Below are 16,893 nucleotides of genomic sequence, written 5' to 3'. Positions count from 1 at the left end.
CTGGGTGTCACGATCGTTCCCGTATGCCCGAGTTATGGAAGAGGAAACGACTCTTGTCAGAGGTGGAGCACGCTGCCCTGCTCGTCCACGTGGTCGGCGCCCTCGTCGTCGAACCACACGCCGCCCGTCGCGAGGTAGCGGAACCGGTGCGCGCCGGGCGGGAGGATCACCGACACGGTGCGGGTGCCGTTCCTGCGCCGCAGCAGTTCGTGGCGGCCGGGCAGCCAGTCGTTGAAGTCGCCGACCACGCTGACCGTCCCCAAGGGCTGGTCGACGGGCAGCGTGAAGGTCACCCGGGTCTTCGGACCGAACAGCCTGTTGCGCTTCAGCATGCGTCTCCTCCCATCCAATGCGATGACGCATATCTTCGCGTATTGCACCTAAAGGAAGAAACCAGTACAGGAAGGACGTAACACAATATTCACGGCTTTTTCAGGGAATTCGGCCGACCCCGCAGAGGAACCAGGTGGGCAGGTTGCGCCGGGCCTGCCGGGCAAGCGGATTCTCGTCGTCGGGCCGCCAGTCGTCCAGCGGAACGAGGCCGGGATCGAGGACTTCGCAGCCGTCGAACAGTTCCTGGATCTGGTCGCGGCTCCGCAGGGTGACGCCCGCGTCCGAACCCCGGTAGACGGCCGCCCCCTCCCGGGCCGCCCCACCCCGCTCCTCGTCCGTGACGTGGGACAGCACGAGGTGACTCCCGGGGACGACGGCGTCCCGCAGCCTGGCCACGAGCTCGGCCGGCTTGTCGGCCTCGGACAGGAAGTGCACCACGGCCACGAGCAGGATCGCGACCGGCTGCGACAGGTCGATCAGCGACCGCAGCCCGGGATCGGCGAGGATCTCCTCGGGCCGCCGCAGGTCGCCCCGCACCGTGACGGTGGAGCCGGCGCCGGACAGCAGGGCCCTGGCGTGCGCGAGCACGACCGGGTCGTGGTCCACGTACGCCACCCGCACGGTGGGATCCAGTTCGTGGGCCACCTCGTGGACGCCGCCCTGGGCGGGCAGCCCGGTGCCGATGTCCACGAACTGCCGGATGCCGGCCTCGGTCACCAGGTGGCGTACGGCGCGGCGCAGGAAGGCGCGGTTGCGGCGGGCCAGCATGCGGGCCTCGGGCGCGACCCGCAGGACCCGCTCCGCCGCCTCCCGGTCGGCCGCGTAGTTGTTCTTCCCGCCGAGGAAGTAGTCGTACATGCGGGCGGGGTTGGGGACACTCGCGTCGATGCCCGGCGGCGGCGCGTCATCGGCCACGTGTCGTCTCCCTGACCGGCGGTAGCGAAGGTGACTCGCAGCGATCATAAAGGCCGCCCCAGGGAAAACCCAACGCCCGACGGCCTAGGACCATCGTCCGATGTCGCCGGGGGTTCGGGCCGATCTATAACGGACCTGCTCAGTTGTTCGCGGAGGGGAGACAGCCGCATGTACGCGGTCCGACTGCACGCCTTCGGCCCTGCCGGCAACCTCGTCTACGAGGAGGTCGCCGATCCCGAGCCCGGTCCCGGCCAGGTCCGCGTCGCCGTACGGGCGGCCGGGGTCCACCTGGTCGACACCGTGCTGCGGGCCGGGAAGTACGGCGGGGGCCCGATCCCGGTGCCCGACCTGCCGACGATCCCGGGCCGGGAGGTCGCCGGGATCGTCGACGCGGCCGGGCCGGAGACCGACCCCGCCCTGGTCGGCAGGCGGGTGGTCGCCCACCTGGGCATGGCCCCCGGCGGCTACGCCGAACTGGCCGTACGGGACGCGGCCGCGATCCACGAGATCCCGGACGGCCTGGGCTTCGGCGAGGCGGTGGCGATGATCGGCACCGGCCGGACCACCATGGGGATCCTCGACGTGGCGGAGATCCGGGCGGACGACGTCGTCCTCGTGACGGCGGCGGCGGGCGGCGTCGGCGCCCTCCTCGTCCAGGCGGCGGTGCGGGCCGGCGCCACCGTCGTCGGGCTGGCCGGCGGCGCGGCGAAGACGCACCGGGTGCTCGGCCTGGGCGCCGCCCACGCCGTGGACTACACCGCCCCCGGCTGGCCCGAGGCGGTCCGGGCCGCCCTCGGCGACCAGGAGGTGACGCTGGCGCTGGACGGCGTCGGCGGGGACCTCGGCAGGCAGACCCTGGAACTGCTCGGCGTCGGCGGCAGGCTCGTGCTGTTCGGCTGGGCCGACGCGGCGGGCGGGCCGACCAGGCTGACCACCGAGGACCTGTACGCGCGGGGGATCACCGCGGCGGTGGCCGTCGGCCCGCGGGTGCTGAAGCGGCCGGGCGGCCTGCGGGGCCTGGAGGAGCGGGCGCTCGCCGCCGCCGCGTCGGGCGCGCTGACGCCGCTGGTGCAGAGCTTCCCGCTCAAGGACGCCGCCGCCGCGCACACGGCGCTGGAGACCCGCGCCACCGTCGGAAAGGTGGTCCTGGTCCCCTGAAAGCGCCGTGCGCTCACGCGGGCGACGATCAGGCGAAGGCTTCGCCGCCGTCACTTGGTGGCGCTGTCGATGAGACCGCGCAACCGTGCTGCTTCCTTCGAAGCGACGTCGCCCATGAGCTGTGCGGCGATGAGCCGGGACATCGCGCTGCGCTCGTTCGCGGAGCGCTGGGCCAGGGTCTTGGCCATGAGCCGTATGGGCCCGAGCACTCCGGGGTTCGCGTCCTCTCCCAGCTCCTCGGCCACCGCCTTGGCGGTGTCCTCGCCGGGCTTGGTGACGAACGCCTGCCAGGCCTCCGGTAACGCCGCTTCCGTGGACGACTCGCTCGACATGCTCGACATGGTTTGCCTCAGGCCACGAGGACGGGGTGCGGGAGCACCGAGTTGTGGCAGTAGCCGAGGGTGTTCCAGGGGGTGGCGTCCGGCTGGGAGCGGCCGTGCTCGTCGGTGGCGCGCACACGCACGACGTGCGCTCCCGGGGTGGGATCCCAGGTGAAGCGCCACCGGGTCCAGACGCCGGGGAGATCCGGCCCGTCGAGGCCGGCCGGCCGCCAGGGGCCGTCGTCGATCCGGTAGTCGACCGCCGCCACCCGGTCCTCCCCGGCGTACGCCCGGCCGCGGACCAGGCGCGGGCCGGGCCGCAGCCGGGCCGGCCAGGGCAGCTCGACCAGGCTCGCGACGGGGGTGGAGGTGATGGGCACGGCGGTCTCGCCGGGAGTCACGAGCACATAGTCGTCGGTGTTCCACACCACGTGCAGGGGGTGGTCGGACACCTCGATCCGGCCCACCCACTTGACGCTGGCGGCGCCGAGCCAGCCCGAGACCACCACGCGGGCGGGGAAGCCGTGGTCCGGCGGCAGGATCTCGCCGTTCATGGCGAGCGCGAGCAGGGTGTCGGGGGCCAGCGCCTTGGCGAGGGGCATCGGACGGCGTGCGCGGCCCTCGTCGAGTCCTTCGGGCATGACCTCGACCGCGGCGCCGGTGAGCCCGGCGGGTTCGAGCAGGTCGCGCAGCGGGACGCCGGTCCACTCGGCGGTGCCGATCGCGCCGCGGCCCCACTGGACCCCGTCGAAGCGGCGCCCGCACTCGGCGGCGAACAGGGCGCGCCGGTTGCCGGCGCACTCCAGCGTACGGACGACCGAGACGAGCGGGAACCGGTGCCACAGGTCGTCGTAGGTGTAGTCGACGGCTCGCCGTACGCCGGCGCCCTCGACGCGCAGCGTCCAGATGCGGGGGTCGAGGCGGGGGGTCGGCGCGTGACTGCGGACGAAGAACCGGTCGTTCGGGGTGAGCAGGCCGGGCAGGCGGTCGGGCCGGGTGCCGTAATCGAGGCCGGTGCCCGCGTCCTCCATCAGGGCGGCGGGAGTCGGTTTCACCACCGCCGTGCCGGGGACGTCGCATGCCCGCATCCGCGCCTCCTCACACTGTCGGCGGCCCGGCGCGGGCGGCGGGCGTCAGCCCAGGTCGCCCGCCCGCCGGGCCTGGCGCTCGGCCCAGGACGCGAGGCGTGACCAGCGCCGGGCCGCGGCCATGCGGCTCGCGACGCGGGCGTGGTCCGCCGCGCGGTGCAGCTCGGTGACCCGCTCGGTGGCCAGGGAGTAGTCGTAGAACATCATTGCCGCCCCAACGCCGTTGTAACTGTCTTTATTTTCTTAGGCAGTTACCAAGGTAACGCAAAGCCGGTAACTGGTCAAGGCGATTTGGACGGTTACGTACGCTGGACGCACCGCGTCTCGTACGCGCGGAGCACGGAGTCCAGCAGGCCGGGGAAGAGGGCGTCGAGGTCCTCCCGGCGCAGGCAGCTCATCTTGGCGGTGCCGCGGTAGACCTGCCTGATCACCCCCGCCTCGCGCAGGACCCGGAAGTGGTGGGTGCTGGTCGACTTGCTGACGGCGAGGTCGATCGCCGAGCAGGACGCCTCGCCTCCGCCCGCGAGGTAGTGCACCACCTGGAGGCGGGCGGGATCGGACAACGCGTGCAGCACGTCTTCGAGCCGGATCTCGGCCCGGTCCGGATGGTCGAGCGTCCGGAGTTGAGGGGTGGTGGACGGCATCGGCGGCTCCCTTCGCGAACCCCCTTATTGTACGAAGCCCATCGTAGTTTGACAGATGACGTACTACGACGGTTATCGTATTAGCGTCCCGACGACGAGAGGAGCGCGGCCGTGAGCGCGTTGTTCGAGCCCCTGACCCTGCGCGACCTGACCATCCCCAACCGTGCCTGGATGTCGCCGATGTGCCAGTACTCCGCGGCGGTGGAGGGTCCGGAGCAGGGCGTGCCCACCGACTGGCATCTCACCCACCTCGGGTCGAGGGCGGTGGGCGGGGCCGGCCTGATCATGACCGAGGCCACCGCCGTGTCCCCGGAGGGCCGGATCAGCCCCGCCGACCTGGGGCTGTGGAACGAACGGCAGCAGGAGGCGTTCGGCCGCGTCGCCCGGTTCCTGGCCGAGCACGGCGCGGTGCCCGGCGTCCAGCTCGCCCACGCCGGCCGCAAGGCGTCGACGGACCGGCCGTGGCGCGGCGGCGCGCCGGTCGGCCCGGAGGAGCACGGCTGGCGGCCGGTCGGGCCCGGCCCGATCCCGTTCGACGAGGGCCACCCGGTGCCCCACGAGCTGGACGAGGCGGACATCCGGCGGCTCGTCGGCGCCTTCGCGGCGGCGGCGCGCCGGGCGCTCGCGGCGGGCTTCAAGGTGGTGGAGGTCCACGGCGCCCACGGCTACCTGATCCACCAGTTCCTGTCGCCGTTCACCAACCACCGCACCGACGCGTACGGCGGCTCCTTCGAGAACCGCGCCCGCTTCGCCCTGGAGGTGGTCGACGCCGTGCGCGCGGAGTGGCCCGAGGAGCTCCCGGTGTTCTTCCGCGTCTCGGCGACCGACTGGCTCAGCGAGAACCCCGAGGACCCCCGCGAGGGCTGGACGGCGGACGACACCGTGCGGCTGGCCAAGGAACTGCTCTCCCACGGCGTCGACCTGCTGGACGTGTCGTCCGGCGGCAACGCGCCGCGGGCGCGCATCGCGACCGGCCCCGGCTACCAGGTGCCGTTCGCGGCCAGGGTGCGCGCGGAGACCGACCTGCGCGCCTCGGCCGTCGGGCTCGTCACCGAGCCGCGCCAGGCGGAGGAGATCGTCGCCTCCGGGCAGGCCGACGCGGTGATGCTCGGCCGTGAGCTGCTGCGCGACCCCTACTGGCCGAACCGCGCGGCCCGGGAGCTCGGCGCTGCCGGCCGATGGCCCCACCAGTACCACCGGGCCGTCTGAGCGCCCGTCTGAGCGGTCCGTCTGACCTGGACGGACGTGGGTAGGGGTCGCGTATGGCAGAGATCGGTTTCACACTCATGTCCGAGCAGAGCCCGGCGAAGGAGCTGGTGGAGGACGCGGTCACGGCCGAGCGGGCCGGTTTCGACTACGCCGTCATCTCCGACCACTACTTCCCCTGGCTGGACGAGATGGGGCACTCCCCGTACGCCTGGTCGGTGCTCGGCGCGGTGGCGCAGGCCACCGAACGGCTGCCGCTGATGACGTACGTCACCTGCCCGATCATGCGGTACCACCCGGCGGTGGTGGCCCAGAAGGCGGCCACGGTGGGGGTGCTCAGCGACGGGCGGTTCACGCTCGGGCTCGGGGCGGGCGAGAACCTGAACGAGCACGTCGTGGGGCACGGGTGGCCGCCGGTCAACACCCGGCACGAGATGTTCCGCGAGGCCATCGAGGTCATCAGGGAGCTCTTCCAGGGTGGCTACCGCAACTACCGGGGCGAGTACTTCGACATCGACTCCGCCCGGGTCTTCGATCTGCCGGAGCGCCCGGTGCCCATCGCGATCGCGGCGTCCGGCGGCCAGTCGGCGGACATCGCGGCCGAGCTCGGCGACGGCCTCATCGCGACCGACCCGGACGGCTCGCTGGTGGAGAAGTTCGCCGCGTCGGGCGGCGAGGGCAAGCCGGTGTACGGCCAGCTCGCCGTCTGCTACGACCCCGACCGGGACGCCGCCGTCGAGCGGGCGCACCGGATGTGGCGCTGGGCGGTGACCGGCTGGAAGGTCATGTCCGAGCTGCCGGCCCCGGTCAACTTCGCCGCCGCGACCGAGACCGTACGGCCCGAGGACGTGGCCGAGAAGGTGCCCTGCGGCGCCGACGTGGACGCCGTGGTCGAGGCGGTGCGGCAGTACATCGACGCCGGGTTCACCCACCTCGCGCTCGTCCAGGTGGGCCGGGAGCGCCAGCGGGAGTTCTTCGAGTGGTCGGAGAAGGAGCTGCTCCCCGCGCTGCGCTCGCTCTGACCACTCACAATTAGAGAGTTGCTCTAGAGAGTTTCTCTAATTAGAGTCGCTCCCATGACGCGTACGGCTGTGGTCACCGGAGGTTCCCGCGGGATCGGGCAGGCGGTCGCGGCCCGCCTCGCCCAGGAGGGGTACCGGGTCGTGATCGTCGCCCGTGATCCCGTACGGGGAGAGGTGGCGCGGGCGGCCCTGCCGGGCGGCGCCGTGCTGGTCGTCGCCGACCTGGGCGAGACGGCGTCGGTGCGGGAGGCGGCCGGCGCCCTGCTGGACGCCTGCCCGCGCCTCGACGTGCTGGTGCACAACGCGGGCGTCTGGCCGGCCCGCCGCGAGATCACCGCGGACGGCGTGGAGCGCGCGTTCGCGGTCAACCACTTCGCGCCGTTCCTGCTCAACCACCTGCTGGAGGAGCGCCTGCGCGAGAGCGGCACGCGGGTGGTCCAGGTCAGCGCGGGCCTGTACGTCAAGGGCCGGGCGGAGCCGGGCCGGACCGCGACCGGGCTGGACTTCCACCCCATCCGCACGTACGCGGACACCAAGCTGTGCAACCTCATGATGGTGCCGCTGTTCGCCCGGCGGTGGCAGGATGCCGGGGTGACGATCGACGCGGTCCACCCGGGCGTGATCCGGACCGACCTCGGGGCCAGGGGCGGCCCGCTCGGGCTGGTGCTGAAGGCGGTCAAGCGCACCTGGGACACCCCGGAGGCCGGCGCGCGGCCCGTCGTGCGCCTCGCCCTCGACGCCTCCGGCGGCACCGGCCGCTACTTCGAGATCGACGAGGAGACCCCGCTCGCCCCCGTCGCGCGGGACGCCGCGCTCGCGGAGGCGCTGTGGAGCGAGGCCGCGGCCCTCACCGGGACGGCGTGACCCGGCAGCGGCGCGGCGAGGAGACGGCGCGGCGGCTGCTCGACACCGCCCTCGCCGTGTACGCCGACGACGGCCCGCAGGGTTTCACGATGCGGGCGGTCACCGGGCGCGGCGGGATCAGCGTCGGCAGCCTCTACCACCACTTCGGCAGCTTCCCCGGCCTCGCGACCGCGCTCTACTCCGCGTGCCTGGCCGATCTGCTCGACGCGCTGGTCGAGGCCGTGGAGGGGGTGGACGACCCCCGCGCGGGGGTGCGCGCGATCGTCGTCGCCTACCTCGGCTTCGTACGGGAGCACCCGGCCAAGGCGAGGTTCATCCACGCCTCGCCGTACCTCGGGCACGTGGAGCCCGGGGCGGCGGCCGCTGCGAAGACGTCGCGCCTGGACGCGCTGGTGGCGTGGCTGCGCCCGCACGTCGCGTCGGGGGCGATCGCCGGCCTGCCCGTGCCGGTGATCGAGATACTGCTGATCGGCCCGGTGGCCGAGGTCGCGCGCCGGTGGATCGCCGGTGCGCCGGAGGCGGACCTCGACGAGGCCGCCCGGCTGCTGCCCGAGCCCATCTGGCAGTCCCTACGCCGCCACCCGCCCGCCTCCTGAGCCGGGCCGCCGGCGGCCCTACTGCGCGGCGATCCGGTCGGGGTCTCTGTCCGAGGAGTCCGGTGAGGAGTCCGGTGAGGTGCCCGCTGAAGAGGCCGCCCTACGCGTCCAGGGCAGCGGCGGCAGGCCGCAGCGCACGCGCAGGACCATCCAGAAGGCCGGGGCGAGCAGCAGCACGGCGAGCAGGGCCCAGACGGTCTGCGCGTTGCCGACGCCGAACATCTTCAGCGCCGAGGCGAGCAGCACGAAGGCCAGGGCGCGGCGGATCAGGCCGCCGGGGGCGCGGGAGGAGATGCGCGAGCCGAGGTAGACGCCGGGGATCGAGCCCGCCAGCAGCGCGACCGTGACCGACAGCGTGAACTCGCCGAAGAGCAGGTGGCCGAGCGCGGCCGACATGACCAGCGGCACGGCCTGGACCAGGTCGGTCCCGACGAGCTGGTTGGCCTTCAGCGCGGGGTAGAGCGCGAGCAGGGCCACGATGATCAGGGAGCCCGAGCCGACCGAGGTGATGCCGACCACGAGCCCGCCGACGGCCCCCACCAGCGCGGTCGGCAGCGGCCGTACGGTGACCGAGGGCATCTCGGTCGCGGCCGGCTCGCCGGGGGCGGCGGTGCGGCGGCCGGTCTCGGGGGTGCGGCCCTCGGCGCGGTCGCGCATCGCGAGGTAGCCGCGGACGGCCAGGCCCGCCGCGGCGATGAGCAGCGCGATGCCGAGGCCCTTCTGGATCACGCTCTGCACGCCCTCGCCGGTGCCGAGGGCGCGGGCGATGAGCACGCCGCAGAACGCCGCCGGGACCGAGCCCGCGCACAGCCAGGCGACGAGCCTCAGGTTGACCGTGCCCCGGCGCAGGTGCACGAGGCTGCCCACCGGCTTCATCACGGCGGCGGCGACGAGGTCGCTGGAGACGGCGGCGAGGGGCGGCACGCCGAAGAACGTCACGAGCATGGGCGTCATGAGGGCGCCCCCGCCCATCCCCGTCAGGCCGACGACGACGGCGACCAGAAAGGAGCCGATCGCCATGGTGTAGTCGAAATGCACCTGCGAACCCTACCAAATCGATCGGAATTATGGAAAGCCTCCGTGTCCTCCTGTTCGCCCGGGCGGGTCCCCTCGCGGCCCTTCCCGCCCCCGCCCCGCCGATGTCCGCGGGGCCGGATATTTACCGCTGAACCGGTTCGTCGACGGCCGCCCGGGTGCCGGTGACGGAGCGTTGACGCGGCGGTCGTCAAGCGACTACCGTTGCGGGGCCTTATCCGGTTAAGTGACGGGAGCGACCGTGGTGGAGAGACCGGGGACGCGGCGATGACCGTGCTCGCGGTGGACATCGGCGGCACGAAGTTCGCCGCCGCGGCGGTCGCGCCCGACGGCGAGATGCTGGCCCGCACCGAGGTGCCGCTGCGCGGCCCGGAGTCGGCCGGCCGGACGCTGTCGGAGGTCGTGCGCCGGATCACCGATCGGGTGGCGCCCGACCGCCTCGACGGCATCGGGGTCGGCTCCGCCGGTCCGCTCGACCCCCGCCGCGGCAGGGTCAGTCCGGTGAACATCCCCACCTGGCGTGACTTCCCGCTGGTCGACGCGCTCGGTGAGACGCTGCCCGGCCGTCCCGTACGGCTCGCGGGCGACGCCCAGTGCATGGCGCTCGGCGAGTGGTGGCGCGGGCTCACCGGCCCCGTCCCCGACGGGCCCGCCGGGCGGAGCCGGGCGATGCTCGGCATGGTCGTGTCCACCGGCGTGGGCGGCGGTCTCGTGCTGGACGGCGTGCCGTACGTCGGCCCGACCGGCAACGCCGGTCACATCGGCCACATCACCGTCGATCCCGGCGGCGAGCCGTGCCCCTGCGGCGGCGTCGGATGCGTCGAGACCATCGCCAGCGGGCCCGGCATGGTGCGCTGGGCCGCCGCGAACGGCTGGACCGGCGCGGACGCCCGCGCTCTGGCCGCCGACGCCCGCGCCGGTCATCCCACCGCCGTCCGCGCCTTCGAGCGCGCGGCCGGCGCGCTGGCCACCGCCGTCCTCACGGCGTCCGCTCTGTTCGATCTCGACGACGTCGTCGTCGGAGGGGGCGTGGCCGCGGCGGGACCGATCCTGTTCGACCCGCTCAGGCGGGCGATCGGGCGGAACACCGGGCTCGGCTTCCTGCGCCGCCTGCGGGTGGAACCGACCTCACTGGGCCGCGACGCCGGGCTGTTCGGCGCCGCCGCCCTGGTCCTGCTCCAGGGCGGCGCTTGACCCGTCCCGTGGTCAAGGGGCGCGGATCGGGCCGTCGGGGCCGAAGGTAGTCTGGCAAATACGACGCATCCGAGGACCGAGGGCCATGAGGAGAACGCACGGGTGAGAGGCGCCACCGGCTCCACGAACGCGGGAGCCGCGCGGGCGACGCCCGGCGACATGGCGGCGCTGCTGGACGGCAGCGACGAGGGAATCGTGTTGTGCGACGCAGGCGGCGTCGTGCTGCTGGCCAACGCGGCGGCGGCCCGGCTGGCGCCGGAGATCGTCCCGGGCAGGCCGGTTCCCCCACAGCTGGACCCGGCCGGATCGAGCACGGTGACGTACGGCGGCCGGGTGATCCGAGTGCGGACGGAGGCGGCCGGCGACCACCGTGCCCTCTACCTGAGTGAGGCGCCGTCCCTGCCGCGCCGCGCCGAGTTCCTGCTGGAGGCCGCGCGCCGCCTGTTCGCGTCGCTCCACCCGCGCCGATGCGCCCGCGCCGCCGTGGATCTGGGCACCGATTTCCTGTGCGACCTGGCGGTCGTGGTGCTGCCGCCCGCCACCAACCGCCGGGTCGAGTGGATCCGGGCCGTCGCCGGGCACCCCGGACCGGAGGAGGGCGTCATGCCGCTCTCGACGGCGCTGCGGGTGCCGGGCCTGACCGACGCGCTCGCGGGCCTGACGCACGGCTCGGGCGGGCGGCAGGACGCGGGCGCCGTGCCGGACTGGCTGCTGCCGGAGGGGTTCGGCCCGGCCGGTGACCTGCTGGTCTTCCCGCTGCCCGGCAACGGCGTCCCCGCGGGGGCGATGGCGCTGGTCCGCCGCGCCGGCCGGCCTCCGTTCGACGACGAGGCCCTGGCGATGGTGCGCGACCTCGCGTCCCGGGCGGGCGCGGCGCTCTCGGCGGCCTCGCTGTTCCGGGAGCAGAGCGCGGTGAACGCCATCCTGATCGACGACCTGCTGCCGCCCGACCTGCCGGAGGTCGAGGGCATGCGCCTCGCCGGGAGGCTCCGGTCCTCCCAGCAGGCCGGCGCCGTGGGCGGCGACTTCTACGACGTCTACATGTCCGAGACCGGCGCCGGTCACGACAGCGGGATCGGCATCGTGGAACGGCCGCCTCTGATCATCCTGGGTGACGTCTGCGGCAAGGGCGCCCGCGCGGCCGTACTGGCCGGGCAGGTCAGGCAGAGCCTGCGCGCGCTGCTGCTGCTGGAAAGCCGCCCGGTCCAGCTACTCGAACTGCTGAACCGGTCACTGCTCGCTTCGCCGGCGCCGAACTCCTACGTCACGCTGGTCCTCGCGGCGCTCAGGGTCGCCCCCGACGAGCACGTGCTGGTGGATCTGGCCGTGGCGGGCCATCCGCCGCCGCTGGTGCTGCGCCGGGACGGCACGGTGGAGGAGGCGCCCGCCCGCGGCTCCCTCCTCGGCGCGCTGAAGAAGACCGTGGTGCGGCCGGCCACGGTCGACCTGGCTCCCGGCGAGGTGTGCCTGCTGTACAGCGACGGCATCACCGAGGCCTTCGGCGGCCCGACCAGGCGGGAGATGTTCGGCGAGGAACGGCTCAAGGAGGCCCTGGCGAGCTGTGCCGGCATGCCGGTCGACGCGCTGGTGGAGCGGCTGGAGCAGATCAGCAGTGAGTGGCTCGCGGGCGGACAGCAGGACGACCGCGCCCTCCTCGCCGTACGGGCGGGCGGGCACGACCCGGCGACGGGTACGGAGACCGGTACGGCGACGGTCGCCACGCCGGGCGCCATGACCGTGTGGGCGGAGACGACGGGATGACCCAGGCAGGGATGACGGGCGGTCCGGCGGGCACCGGCGCCGGGACCGCGGTGGAGCGCTACCTGAAACTGATCGGCGAGGCCGACGAGTACGGCGCGGTCGATCTCGTCCTGGACCTGATCGACGAGGGCGTCCCCGCCGAGGACGTGCTGCTGCGGGTCGTCGCCGCGGGCCAGCGCAGGGTGGGTGAGCTGTGGGCGGCCGGCGACTGGTCGGTGGCCCGCGAGCACGGGGCCACCGCGGTCAGCGAGCGGGCCGTCGCGGCGATCGCCGGGCGGGTGCGGTCCAAACCGACGCGTGGCCGGGTGACGGTGGCCTGCGCCGACGGGGAGTATCACGCGCTGCCCACCCGCATGCTGGCCGAGGTGCTGCGACTGCGGGGATGGCGGGTCGACTTCCTGGGGGCGAGCGTGCCGGGCCCGCACCTGATCACGCACCTGCACCAGACGGGCCCCGACGTGGTGGCGCTCGGCTGCATGATCGCGACCCGGCTGCCCCGGGCGCACGCCACCATCGCCGCCTGCCGCGCCGTGGGCGTCCCGGTGCTCGCGGGCGGGGCCGCCTTCGGAGCCGACGGCCGCTTCGCCCGCCTGCTGGGCGCGGACGCGTGGGCGCCCACCGCCGACGCGGCGGCCGACCGGCTCGCCGCCGGGCTGCCGTCGTTCGCCGCCGGCAGTGACGGGGCGGTCCACCTGGGCGACGAGGAGTACGGATACCTGACCCGGCACCGCGCCGAGGTGCTGGCCAGGGTGCTGGACCTGCTCAGGGAGTCGTACGCCCCGATGGGCGGATACAGCGAGCGGCAGCTTGAGCACACCGCGGAGGACCTCGGGCACATCGCCGACTTCCTCGCCGCCGCGCTCTACGTCCACGACGCGATCCTGTTCACCGACTTCGTCACGTGGACCTGCGAGGTGCTGTCGGCCCGGAAGGTGCCCGCCGAGTCGGTGGTGCTCGGGCTGCGGCTCTTCCGGGACGTGCTGGCCGACTGCCCGCGCGCCGGCGCGCTGCTGGCCGAGGGCATGGAGGCGGCGACCGCCTCCCGCCCGTCCGGCGGCTCACCCCCACGGGTAACGTGAGAAAGAGGACTCAGCTGAAGGGGGCGTGACGTGGGAAGACCCCGGCGGCTCCCCCCTCGGCCGGTGGCCGTGCGATGGTGAGCGCCCCGGCGGCGGGCTTCACGAGCGAGATCGTCCGCTATCTGCGACAGATCGAGGAGGCCGACGAGTCCGGCGCCGTCGACCTGGTCTTCGGGATGCTCGACGAGGGCGTTTCCGCGCAGGACGTGCTGCTGCGGGTGATCGGGCCGGCCCAGCGCCGGGTCGGCCGGCTCTGGGCGGTCAACCGGTGGTCCGTGGCCCAGGAGCACGCGGCGACCGCGGTCAGCGAGCGGGTCGTCGCCGCCGTCGCCCGCAGGGTGAGCCCGCCCCCCACCCGCGGGCGGGTCGTGGTCGCCTGCGTGGAGAGGGAGAATCACGCGCTGCCCACCCGCCTCCTGGCCGAGGTGCTGCGCCTGCACGGATGGCGGGCCGACTTCCTCGGCGCCAGTGTGCCCGCACCCCATCTGGTCGAATGGATCGGGCAGGCCGGCCCCGAGCTGGTCGCGCTCGGCTGCACGCTGCCCGTGTGGCTGCCCCGCGCGCACCGGGCCGTCGGCGCCTGCCGGATGGCCGGCGTCCCCGTCCTGGTGGGCGGGGCCGCGTTCGGCGCCGACGACCGGATCGCCCGTCTGCTCGGCGCGGATGCCTGGGCCCCGGCCGCCGACATCGCGGCCGACCTGCTCGACACCGGGCCGCTGCCGCTCGCCGGGGAGAACGGCGCCGAGTTGCCGCCCGACGGCGAGTACGCCTGCCTCGCCCGGCGCCGGGGCGAGCTGCTGCCGCGGGCGCTGGACCTGCTCGTCGCCTCCTACCCGCCCATGCGGGACTACGACCCGTGGCAGATGGAGCAGATAACGGAGGATCTCGGGTACGTCGCCGACTTCCTCGGCGCCGCGCTGTATCTCGGCGACGTGTCGGTTTTCACGGACTTCGTCACCTGGACCTGCATGGTGCTGGCCGCGCGCGGAGTGCCGAGCGAGTCCGTCGTGCTCGGATTGGCCGTCCTGCGCGGCGAGCTGACAGACTGCCCTCGCACCCGGGCGTTCCTCGCCGAGGGTATGAGAGCGGCGGGCGTGGCCCCTGACGCCCCCGATCACCCCGAACCCGAAGAGACGAGCCCCTGATGCAGGACACGCCGCCGTTACTGGTCGAGTACGTCACCCCCGAGCCAGGCACCGCGCGCCTGGTGCTGACCGGTGAGCTCGACTACACCACCGTGGACGAGGCGGCCGAAGAGGCGGACAAGGTGCTCGCGGACAACCCGCGGGTGATCGAGCTCGACCTGGCCGGGCTGAGGTTCGTCGACTCCTCCGGCATCGCCGTCGTGATGAACCTCTACCGGGGAGCCGAGGAACGCGGGGCGGCCCTCCGGATCGTCGCGCTGACCGCCTACCTGCGCCATCTGCTGCGGGTCATCGCCCTCGACGACGTCTTCGACCTGCCCGACTGAACCGCGGCCTGAACCGCCGCGAGACAATGGGCCCGTGAGCAGGCGTGCCGTCGCCGACGGCTGCGACCACCTGCGGGAGACCACCGGCCTGTCGGCGGTGGCGCTCTCCGGCGGCGTCTTCCAGAACCTGCTCCTGCTCGATCGGGCCGTCACCCTGCTGGAGGAACGCCGCTTCACCGTGCTGACCCACTGTCCGCGTCGCGGTACTCGTCGACGAAGCGCATGATCTCACCCCTCCGCGCCCGGGCCCGAGTCGCGCAGCGCCGCGAGTTCGTCCTCGTACGCCTGGCCGATGCCCTCCAGGAACTCCAGCGCGGCCCTGGCCTCGTCCTCGTCGATCTTCGACAGGGCGAAACCGACATGGATGAGGACCCAGTCGCCGGGCCGCAGCGGCTGACCGTCGAGAAGGTCGATGTTGACGGCCCGGCGGACCCCGCTCACGTCGACCGTGGCGAGGTCAGGCCGATCGGACGGGATCTCCACGATCTCGCCCGGAATCCCCAGGCACATGGGCCGCCTCCACGATTTGCACCGACTCCAGGACGAGGCGATCCCCGCCCTCGGCGTCGATGTCGATGCCCCCGCACTCGCCGCAGATCGTCATCGGGTTGTCGCACAGGGCGTTGTGCCCGCAGCCCCGGCAGACGAGCCGGACGGGCTCGACGACCAGGTCGAGCGTCGCCCCCTCGGCCACCGTGCCGGTGGCGGCGAGGCCGAACGCCTGCTTCAGGACCGCGGGGGAGATGCGGAGCAGGGCGCCCGCCCGCACCCGGGCCCGCCGTACCCGCCTGCCCTTCGCGCGGTGCTCCACGGCGTCCAGGACGGCCTCGGCGATCCCGAACTCGTGCATCGCCGTCACACCCCCCTGACCTGCGGGCTCTCGTCGGCCGGGCCCGGGCCGAACGCTCCTCCGCTGATGCCGATCAGCAGGTGGGCCGCGACCAGCGAGTGCCGCAGGGCCTCCTCGCGCGGCGCGTCCGCACGCTCCCAGCGGGCCGTGTTGTGCACCTCCACCCGCAACCTGACCAGCCCGTACGGATCGGCCAGCCGCTCGGCGGAGACCCGCAGCTCCGCGTGGATCGGCTGGTGCTCGCAGATGACGCGGCCGGTGCGCTCACCGCTCGGGGAGAGGATCGGCTCGATCTCCCGGCCCCAGGGCACGTGGACCTCGATCGTGCGCCGCCCGCCCGTCAGGGGGATGACGGCCCGGGTCTCCCGCTCGACGGCCTCGTCGAAGCCGAGGTAGTCGTGCCCGGCGACGGTCAGCTTCGGCACCGGCCAGTAGCCGTCGTCCTCCTCCCGCTCCACGGTCCTGCACCTGACGTGCAGGAACCGCAGCCGCAGGTCGATCGTCGCGTCCGGGTCCGCCTCAAGGAGGCACTCCGTCACGCCGGCCGACGGCTCGCCGGGGAAGCCCGGCGGCGCGAGCACGCCGAACTGCCAGCGCATGCGGTGCTCCATCGGCGCCGTCATCGGGCCCGCCTCTTTCACGAGCGCCTCCCTCCGGGCTCACCTGACACGACGCCACCGGGGGCCGCCACTGGGGGCCACGGCGATGGCCTCCTTGGCGTGGACCAGCACGACGTCGCCAGGCTGGACGTCCACCAGGGCGACGCTCACCACCTCCCGGCCGCGGCCGGTGTCGGCGAGCGCGAGGCCGGCGTCGAGGAGCCGTAGGACGGTGACCGCGACCGCCTCGTCCGAGCAGGTGACACACGTGTCATCACGGCAGTTCATCAAGACCCCCGAAACGCCCCCGAAAGACGACCGTACGCCGCCCCGGGCCGGGCGAATTCAAAGGAAGTCGGTGATTGCGTAAAGGTCGGTGAAGTCCGGGAACGCGCCGACGGCCCCGGCCTGTGCCGGGGCCGTCGGGGAGGGCCTATCCGACGCTTCCGCGCCGGAAGACGGCCACGGCGGCGACGACGCCCAGGGCCGCCAGCGCCACCTGGATGATCAGTTCCAGCCAGTCGATGCCGGGGGTGGTCGCCACTCCGAGGCCTCGCGCGATCGCCGTGCCGATGAGGGCGGCGATGACGCCGATCACCATGGTCAGCCAGATCGGGATGGCCTGACGCCCGGGCACGACCAGTCGGCCGAGAGCGCCGATGATGAGTCCGATGATGATGGCGGAGATGATGCCGCTTACGGCCATGCTGCCACCCTTCTCTAGTTCTGCTGCCCACCTCCTGCCCGTTCCGGCTGAT

Annotated in this window: 23 protein-coding genes; 11 read left to right on the top strand and 12 right to left on the bottom strand. The window is 73.6% G+C overall.

The annotated features are described in order from the left end of the window. Positions 1 to 56: 56 nt before the first annotated feature. Together FED44_RS00255 and FED44_RS00250 are read right to left on the bottom strand one after the other, a co-directional pair. The gene (locus FED44_RS00255; RefSeq protein WP_111697340.1) at positions 57 to 332 is read right to left on the bottom strand and encodes an isoamylase early set domain-containing protein; all 276 of its coding nucleotides are present in this window, start codon (positions 330 to 332) and stop codon (positions 57 to 59) included. 100 nt (positions 333 to 432) lie between these two features. Then, positions 433 to 1,248: an SAM-dependent methyltransferase gene (locus FED44_RS00250; RefSeq protein WP_244301638.1), complete on the bottom strand. Its 816-nt coding sequence runs from the start codon at positions 1,246 to 1,248 to the stop codon at positions 433 to 435. A 168-nt stretch (positions 1,249 to 1,416) separates the two neighbouring features. Here FED44_RS00250 and FED44_RS00245 point away from each other — a divergent pair, with 168 nt between their 5' ends. Further along, on the top strand, positions 1,417 to 2,406 hold the full coding sequence (locus FED44_RS00245) for a zinc-binding dehydrogenase (RefSeq protein ID WP_138459360.1): 990 nt from the start codon (positions 1,417 to 1,419) through the stop codon (positions 2,404 to 2,406). A gap of 50 nt (positions 2,407 to 2,456) precedes the next feature. Here FED44_RS00245 and FED44_RS00240 read toward each other — a convergent pair whose 3' ends face one another. The 4 genes from FED44_RS00240 to FED44_RS00230 all read right to left on the bottom strand — a co-directional run bounded on the left by FED44_RS00240 (position 2,457) and on the right by FED44_RS00230 (position 4,458). Continuing rightward, positions 2,457 to 2,738 (bottom strand): hypothetical protein, encoded by a 282-nt coding sequence (locus FED44_RS00240; RefSeq protein ID WP_138459359.1) that lies wholly within the window; start codon positions 2,736 to 2,738, stop codon positions 2,457 to 2,459. A 17-nt stretch (positions 2,739 to 2,755) separates the two neighbouring features. Further along, entirely contained in the window at positions 2,756 to 3,814 is a 1,059-nt protein-coding gene (locus tag FED44_RS00235; RefSeq protein WP_138459358.1) for a sulfite oxidase, read from the bottom strand. Positions 3,815 to 3,859: 45 nt separating this feature from the next. Then, positions 3,860 to 4,021, bottom strand: coding sequence for a hypothetical protein (locus tag FED44_RS35515; protein WP_165900421.1), 162 nt, complete (start codon positions 4,019 to 4,021; stop codon positions 3,860 to 3,862). A 92-nt stretch (positions 4,022 to 4,113) separates the two neighbouring features. After that, positions 4,114 to 4,458, bottom strand: a complete 345-nt coding sequence (locus FED44_RS00230) for an ArsR/SmtB family transcription factor (protein WP_111697335.1) — start codon at positions 4,456 to 4,458, stop codon at positions 4,114 to 4,116. Between the two features lie 111 nt (positions 4,459 to 4,569). Here FED44_RS00230 and FED44_RS00225 point away from each other — a divergent pair, with 111 nt between their 5' ends. From FED44_RS00225 to FED44_RS00210, 4 genes are read left to right on the top strand one after another with little or no spacing between them, the layout of a single operon-like run. Further along, positions 4,570 to 5,667, top strand: a complete 1,098-nt coding sequence (locus FED44_RS00225) for an NADH:flavin oxidoreductase/NADH oxidase (RefSeq protein ID WP_111697334.1) — start codon at positions 4,570 to 4,572, stop codon at positions 5,665 to 5,667. A gap of 53 nt (positions 5,668 to 5,720) precedes the next feature. After that, complete coding sequence (locus FED44_RS00220) at positions 5,721 to 6,686, top strand: LLM class F420-dependent oxidoreductase (protein WP_138459357.1); 966 nt, start codon at positions 5,721 to 5,723, stop codon at positions 6,684 to 6,686. 54 nt (positions 6,687 to 6,740) lie between these two features. Beyond that, positions 6,741 to 7,550, top strand: coding sequence for an SDR family NAD(P)-dependent oxidoreductase (locus tag FED44_RS00215; RefSeq protein ID WP_138459356.1), 810 nt, complete (start codon positions 6,741 to 6,743; stop codon positions 7,548 to 7,550). Next, a complete protein-coding gene (locus tag FED44_RS00210; RefSeq protein ID WP_244301637.1) occupies positions 7,514 to 8,146 on the top strand; it encodes a TetR/AcrR family transcriptional regulator in 633 nt (210 codons plus the stop codon). Before FED44_RS00215 ends, FED44_RS00210 begins: the two co-directional genes overlap by 37 nt. Before the next feature lie 18 nt (positions 8,147 to 8,164). Here the strand turns inward: FED44_RS00210 and FED44_RS00205 are convergent, their stop codons facing one another. After that, entirely contained in the window at positions 8,165 to 9,166 is a 1,002-nt protein-coding gene (locus FED44_RS00205) for a sulfite exporter TauE/SafE family protein (RefSeq protein ID WP_138459874.1), read from the bottom strand. Between the two features lie 282 nt (positions 9,167 to 9,448). Between FED44_RS00205 and FED44_RS00200 the strand changes: the two genes are divergently transcribed. From FED44_RS00200 to FED44_RS00175, 6 genes are all read left to right on the top strand, one after another. Next, entirely contained in the window at positions 9,449 to 10,375 is a 927-nt protein-coding gene (locus FED44_RS00200; RefSeq protein ID WP_138459355.1) for an ROK family protein, read from the top strand. A gap of 102 nt (positions 10,376 to 10,477) precedes the next feature. Continuing rightward, positions 10,478 to 12,136, top strand: coding sequence for a PP2C family protein-serine/threonine phosphatase (locus tag FED44_RS00195; protein WP_138459354.1), 1,659 nt, complete (start codon positions 10,478 to 10,480; stop codon positions 12,134 to 12,136). Then, entirely contained in the window at positions 12,133 to 13,215 is a 1,083-nt protein-coding gene (locus FED44_RS00190) for a cobalamin B12-binding domain-containing protein (RefSeq protein ID WP_244301635.1), read from the top strand. The genes FED44_RS00195 and FED44_RS00190 overlap by 4 nt, the downstream gene beginning before the upstream one ends. Positions 13,216 to 13,289: 74 nt before the next feature. Then, positions 13,290 to 14,360: a cobalamin B12-binding domain-containing protein gene (locus FED44_RS00185; protein WP_111697329.1), complete on the top strand. Its 1,071-nt coding sequence runs from the start codon at positions 13,290 to 13,292 to the stop codon at positions 14,358 to 14,360. Further along, on the top strand, positions 14,360 to 14,686 hold the full coding sequence (locus FED44_RS00180; protein WP_111697328.1) for an STAS domain-containing protein: 327 nt from the start codon (positions 14,360 to 14,362) through the stop codon (positions 14,684 to 14,686). The genes FED44_RS00185 and FED44_RS00180 overlap by 1 nt, the downstream gene beginning before the upstream one ends. Positions 14,687 to 14,720: 34 nt before the next feature. Continuing rightward, entirely contained in the window at positions 14,721 to 14,912 is a 192-nt protein-coding gene (locus tag FED44_RS00175; RefSeq protein WP_138459353.1) for a Kae1-like domain-containing protein, read from the top strand. 2 nt (positions 14,913 to 14,914) lie between these two features. Here FED44_RS00175 and FED44_RS00170 read toward each other — a convergent pair whose 3' ends face one another. From FED44_RS00170 to FED44_RS00150, 5 genes are all read right to left on the bottom strand, one after another. Continuing rightward, positions 14,915 to 15,169 carry a HypC/HybG/HupF family hydrogenase formation chaperone gene (locus FED44_RS00170; RefSeq protein ID WP_165900420.1) on the bottom strand — a complete coding sequence of 85 codons (255 nt, stop codon included), beginning with the start codon at positions 15,167 to 15,169 and terminating at the stop codon, positions 14,915 to 14,917. Then, positions 15,144 to 15,536 carry a hydrogenase maturation nickel metallochaperone HypA gene (locus FED44_RS00165; RefSeq protein ID WP_138459351.1) on the bottom strand — a complete coding sequence of 131 codons (393 nt, stop codon included), beginning with the start codon at positions 15,534 to 15,536 and terminating at the stop codon, positions 15,144 to 15,146. Before FED44_RS00165 ends, FED44_RS00170 begins: the two co-directional genes overlap by 26 nt. Positions 15,537 to 15,541: 5 nt before the next feature. Beyond that, a complete protein-coding gene (locus FED44_RS00160; RefSeq protein WP_138459350.1) occupies positions 15,542 to 16,177 on the bottom strand; it encodes a hypothetical protein in 636 nt (211 codons plus the stop codon). An 18-nt stretch (positions 16,178 to 16,195) separates the two neighbouring features. Then, positions 16,196 to 16,423: a HypC/HybG/HupF family hydrogenase formation chaperone gene (locus tag FED44_RS00155; protein WP_138459349.1), complete on the bottom strand. Its 228-nt coding sequence runs from the start codon at positions 16,421 to 16,423 to the stop codon at positions 16,196 to 16,198. A 145-nt stretch (positions 16,424 to 16,568) separates the two neighbouring features. Further along, positions 16,569 to 16,841, bottom strand: coding sequence for a GlsB/YeaQ/YmgE family stress response membrane protein (locus tag FED44_RS00150; RefSeq protein ID WP_111697323.1), 273 nt, complete (start codon positions 16,839 to 16,841; stop codon positions 16,569 to 16,571). Positions 16,842 to 16,893 lie beyond the last annotated feature (52 nt).

The sequence above is a fragment of the Microbispora triticiradicis genome (assembly GCF_005864065.1).
Lineage (GTDB): Bacteria > Actinomycetota > Actinomycetes > Streptosporangiales > Streptosporangiaceae > Microbispora > Microbispora triticiradicis.
This window is presented reverse-complemented; position numbering and strand designations above follow the sequence as displayed.

Excerpts from the sequence above, each read along its gene's own strand:
- FED44_RS00255 (WP_111697340.1), bottom strand. The coding sequence starts at position 332 with ATGCTGAAGCGCAACAGGCTGTTCGGTCCGAAGACCCGGGTGACCTTC.
- FED44_RS00245 (WP_138459360.1), top strand. The coding sequence starts at position 1,417 with ATGTACGCGGTCCGACTGCACGCCTTCGGCCCTGCCGGCAACCTCGTC.
- FED44_RS00240 (WP_138459359.1), bottom strand. The coding sequence starts at position 2,738 with ATGTCGAGCGAGTCGTCCACGGAAGCGGCGTTACCGGAGGCCTGGCAG.
- FED44_RS00235 (WP_138459358.1), bottom strand. The coding sequence starts at position 3,814 with ATGCGGGCATGCGACGTCCCCGGCACGGCGGTGGTGAAACCGACTCCC.
- FED44_RS35515 (WP_165900421.1), bottom strand. The coding sequence starts at position 4,021 with ATGATGTTCTACGACTACTCCCTGGCCACCGAGCGGGTCACCGAGCTG.
- FED44_RS00230 (WP_111697335.1), bottom strand. The coding sequence starts at position 4,458 with ATGCCGTCCACCACCCCTCAACTCCGGACGCTCGACCATCCGGACCGG.
- FED44_RS00220 (WP_138459357.1), top strand. The coding sequence starts at position 5,721 with ATGGCAGAGATCGGTTTCACACTCATGTCCGAGCAGAGCCCGGCGAAG.
- FED44_RS00215 (WP_138459356.1), top strand. The coding sequence starts at position 6,741 with ATGACGCGTACGGCTGTGGTCACCGGAGGTTCCCGCGGGATCGGGCAG.
- FED44_RS00205 (WP_138459874.1), bottom strand. The coding sequence starts at position 9,166 with ATGGCGATCGGCTCCTTTCTGGTCGCCGTCGTCGTCGGCCTGACGGGG.
- FED44_RS00200 (WP_138459355.1), top strand. The coding sequence starts at position 9,449 with ATGACCGTGCTCGCGGTGGACATCGGCGGCACGAAGTTCGCCGCCGCG.
- FED44_RS00190 (WP_244301635.1), top strand. The coding sequence starts at position 12,133 with ATGACCCAGGCAGGGATGACGGGCGGTCCGGCGGGCACCGGCGCCGGG.
- FED44_RS00185 (WP_111697329.1), top strand. The coding sequence starts at position 13,290 with ATGGTGAGCGCCCCGGCGGCGGGCTTCACGAGCGAGATCGTCCGCTAT.
- FED44_RS00180 (WP_111697328.1), top strand. The coding sequence starts at position 14,360 with ATGCAGGACACGCCGCCGTTACTGGTCGAGTACGTCACCCCCGAGCCA.
- FED44_RS00165 (WP_138459351.1), bottom strand. The coding sequence starts at position 15,536 with ATGCACGAGTTCGGGATCGCCGAGGCCGTCCTGGACGCCGTGGAGCAC.
- FED44_RS00155 (WP_138459349.1), bottom strand. The coding sequence starts at position 16,423 with ATGAACTGCCGTGATGACACGTGTGTCACCTGCTCGGACGAGGCGGTC.
- FED44_RS00150 (WP_111697323.1), bottom strand. The coding sequence starts at position 16,841 with ATGGCCGTAAGCGGCATCATCTCCGCCATCATCATCGGACTCATCATC.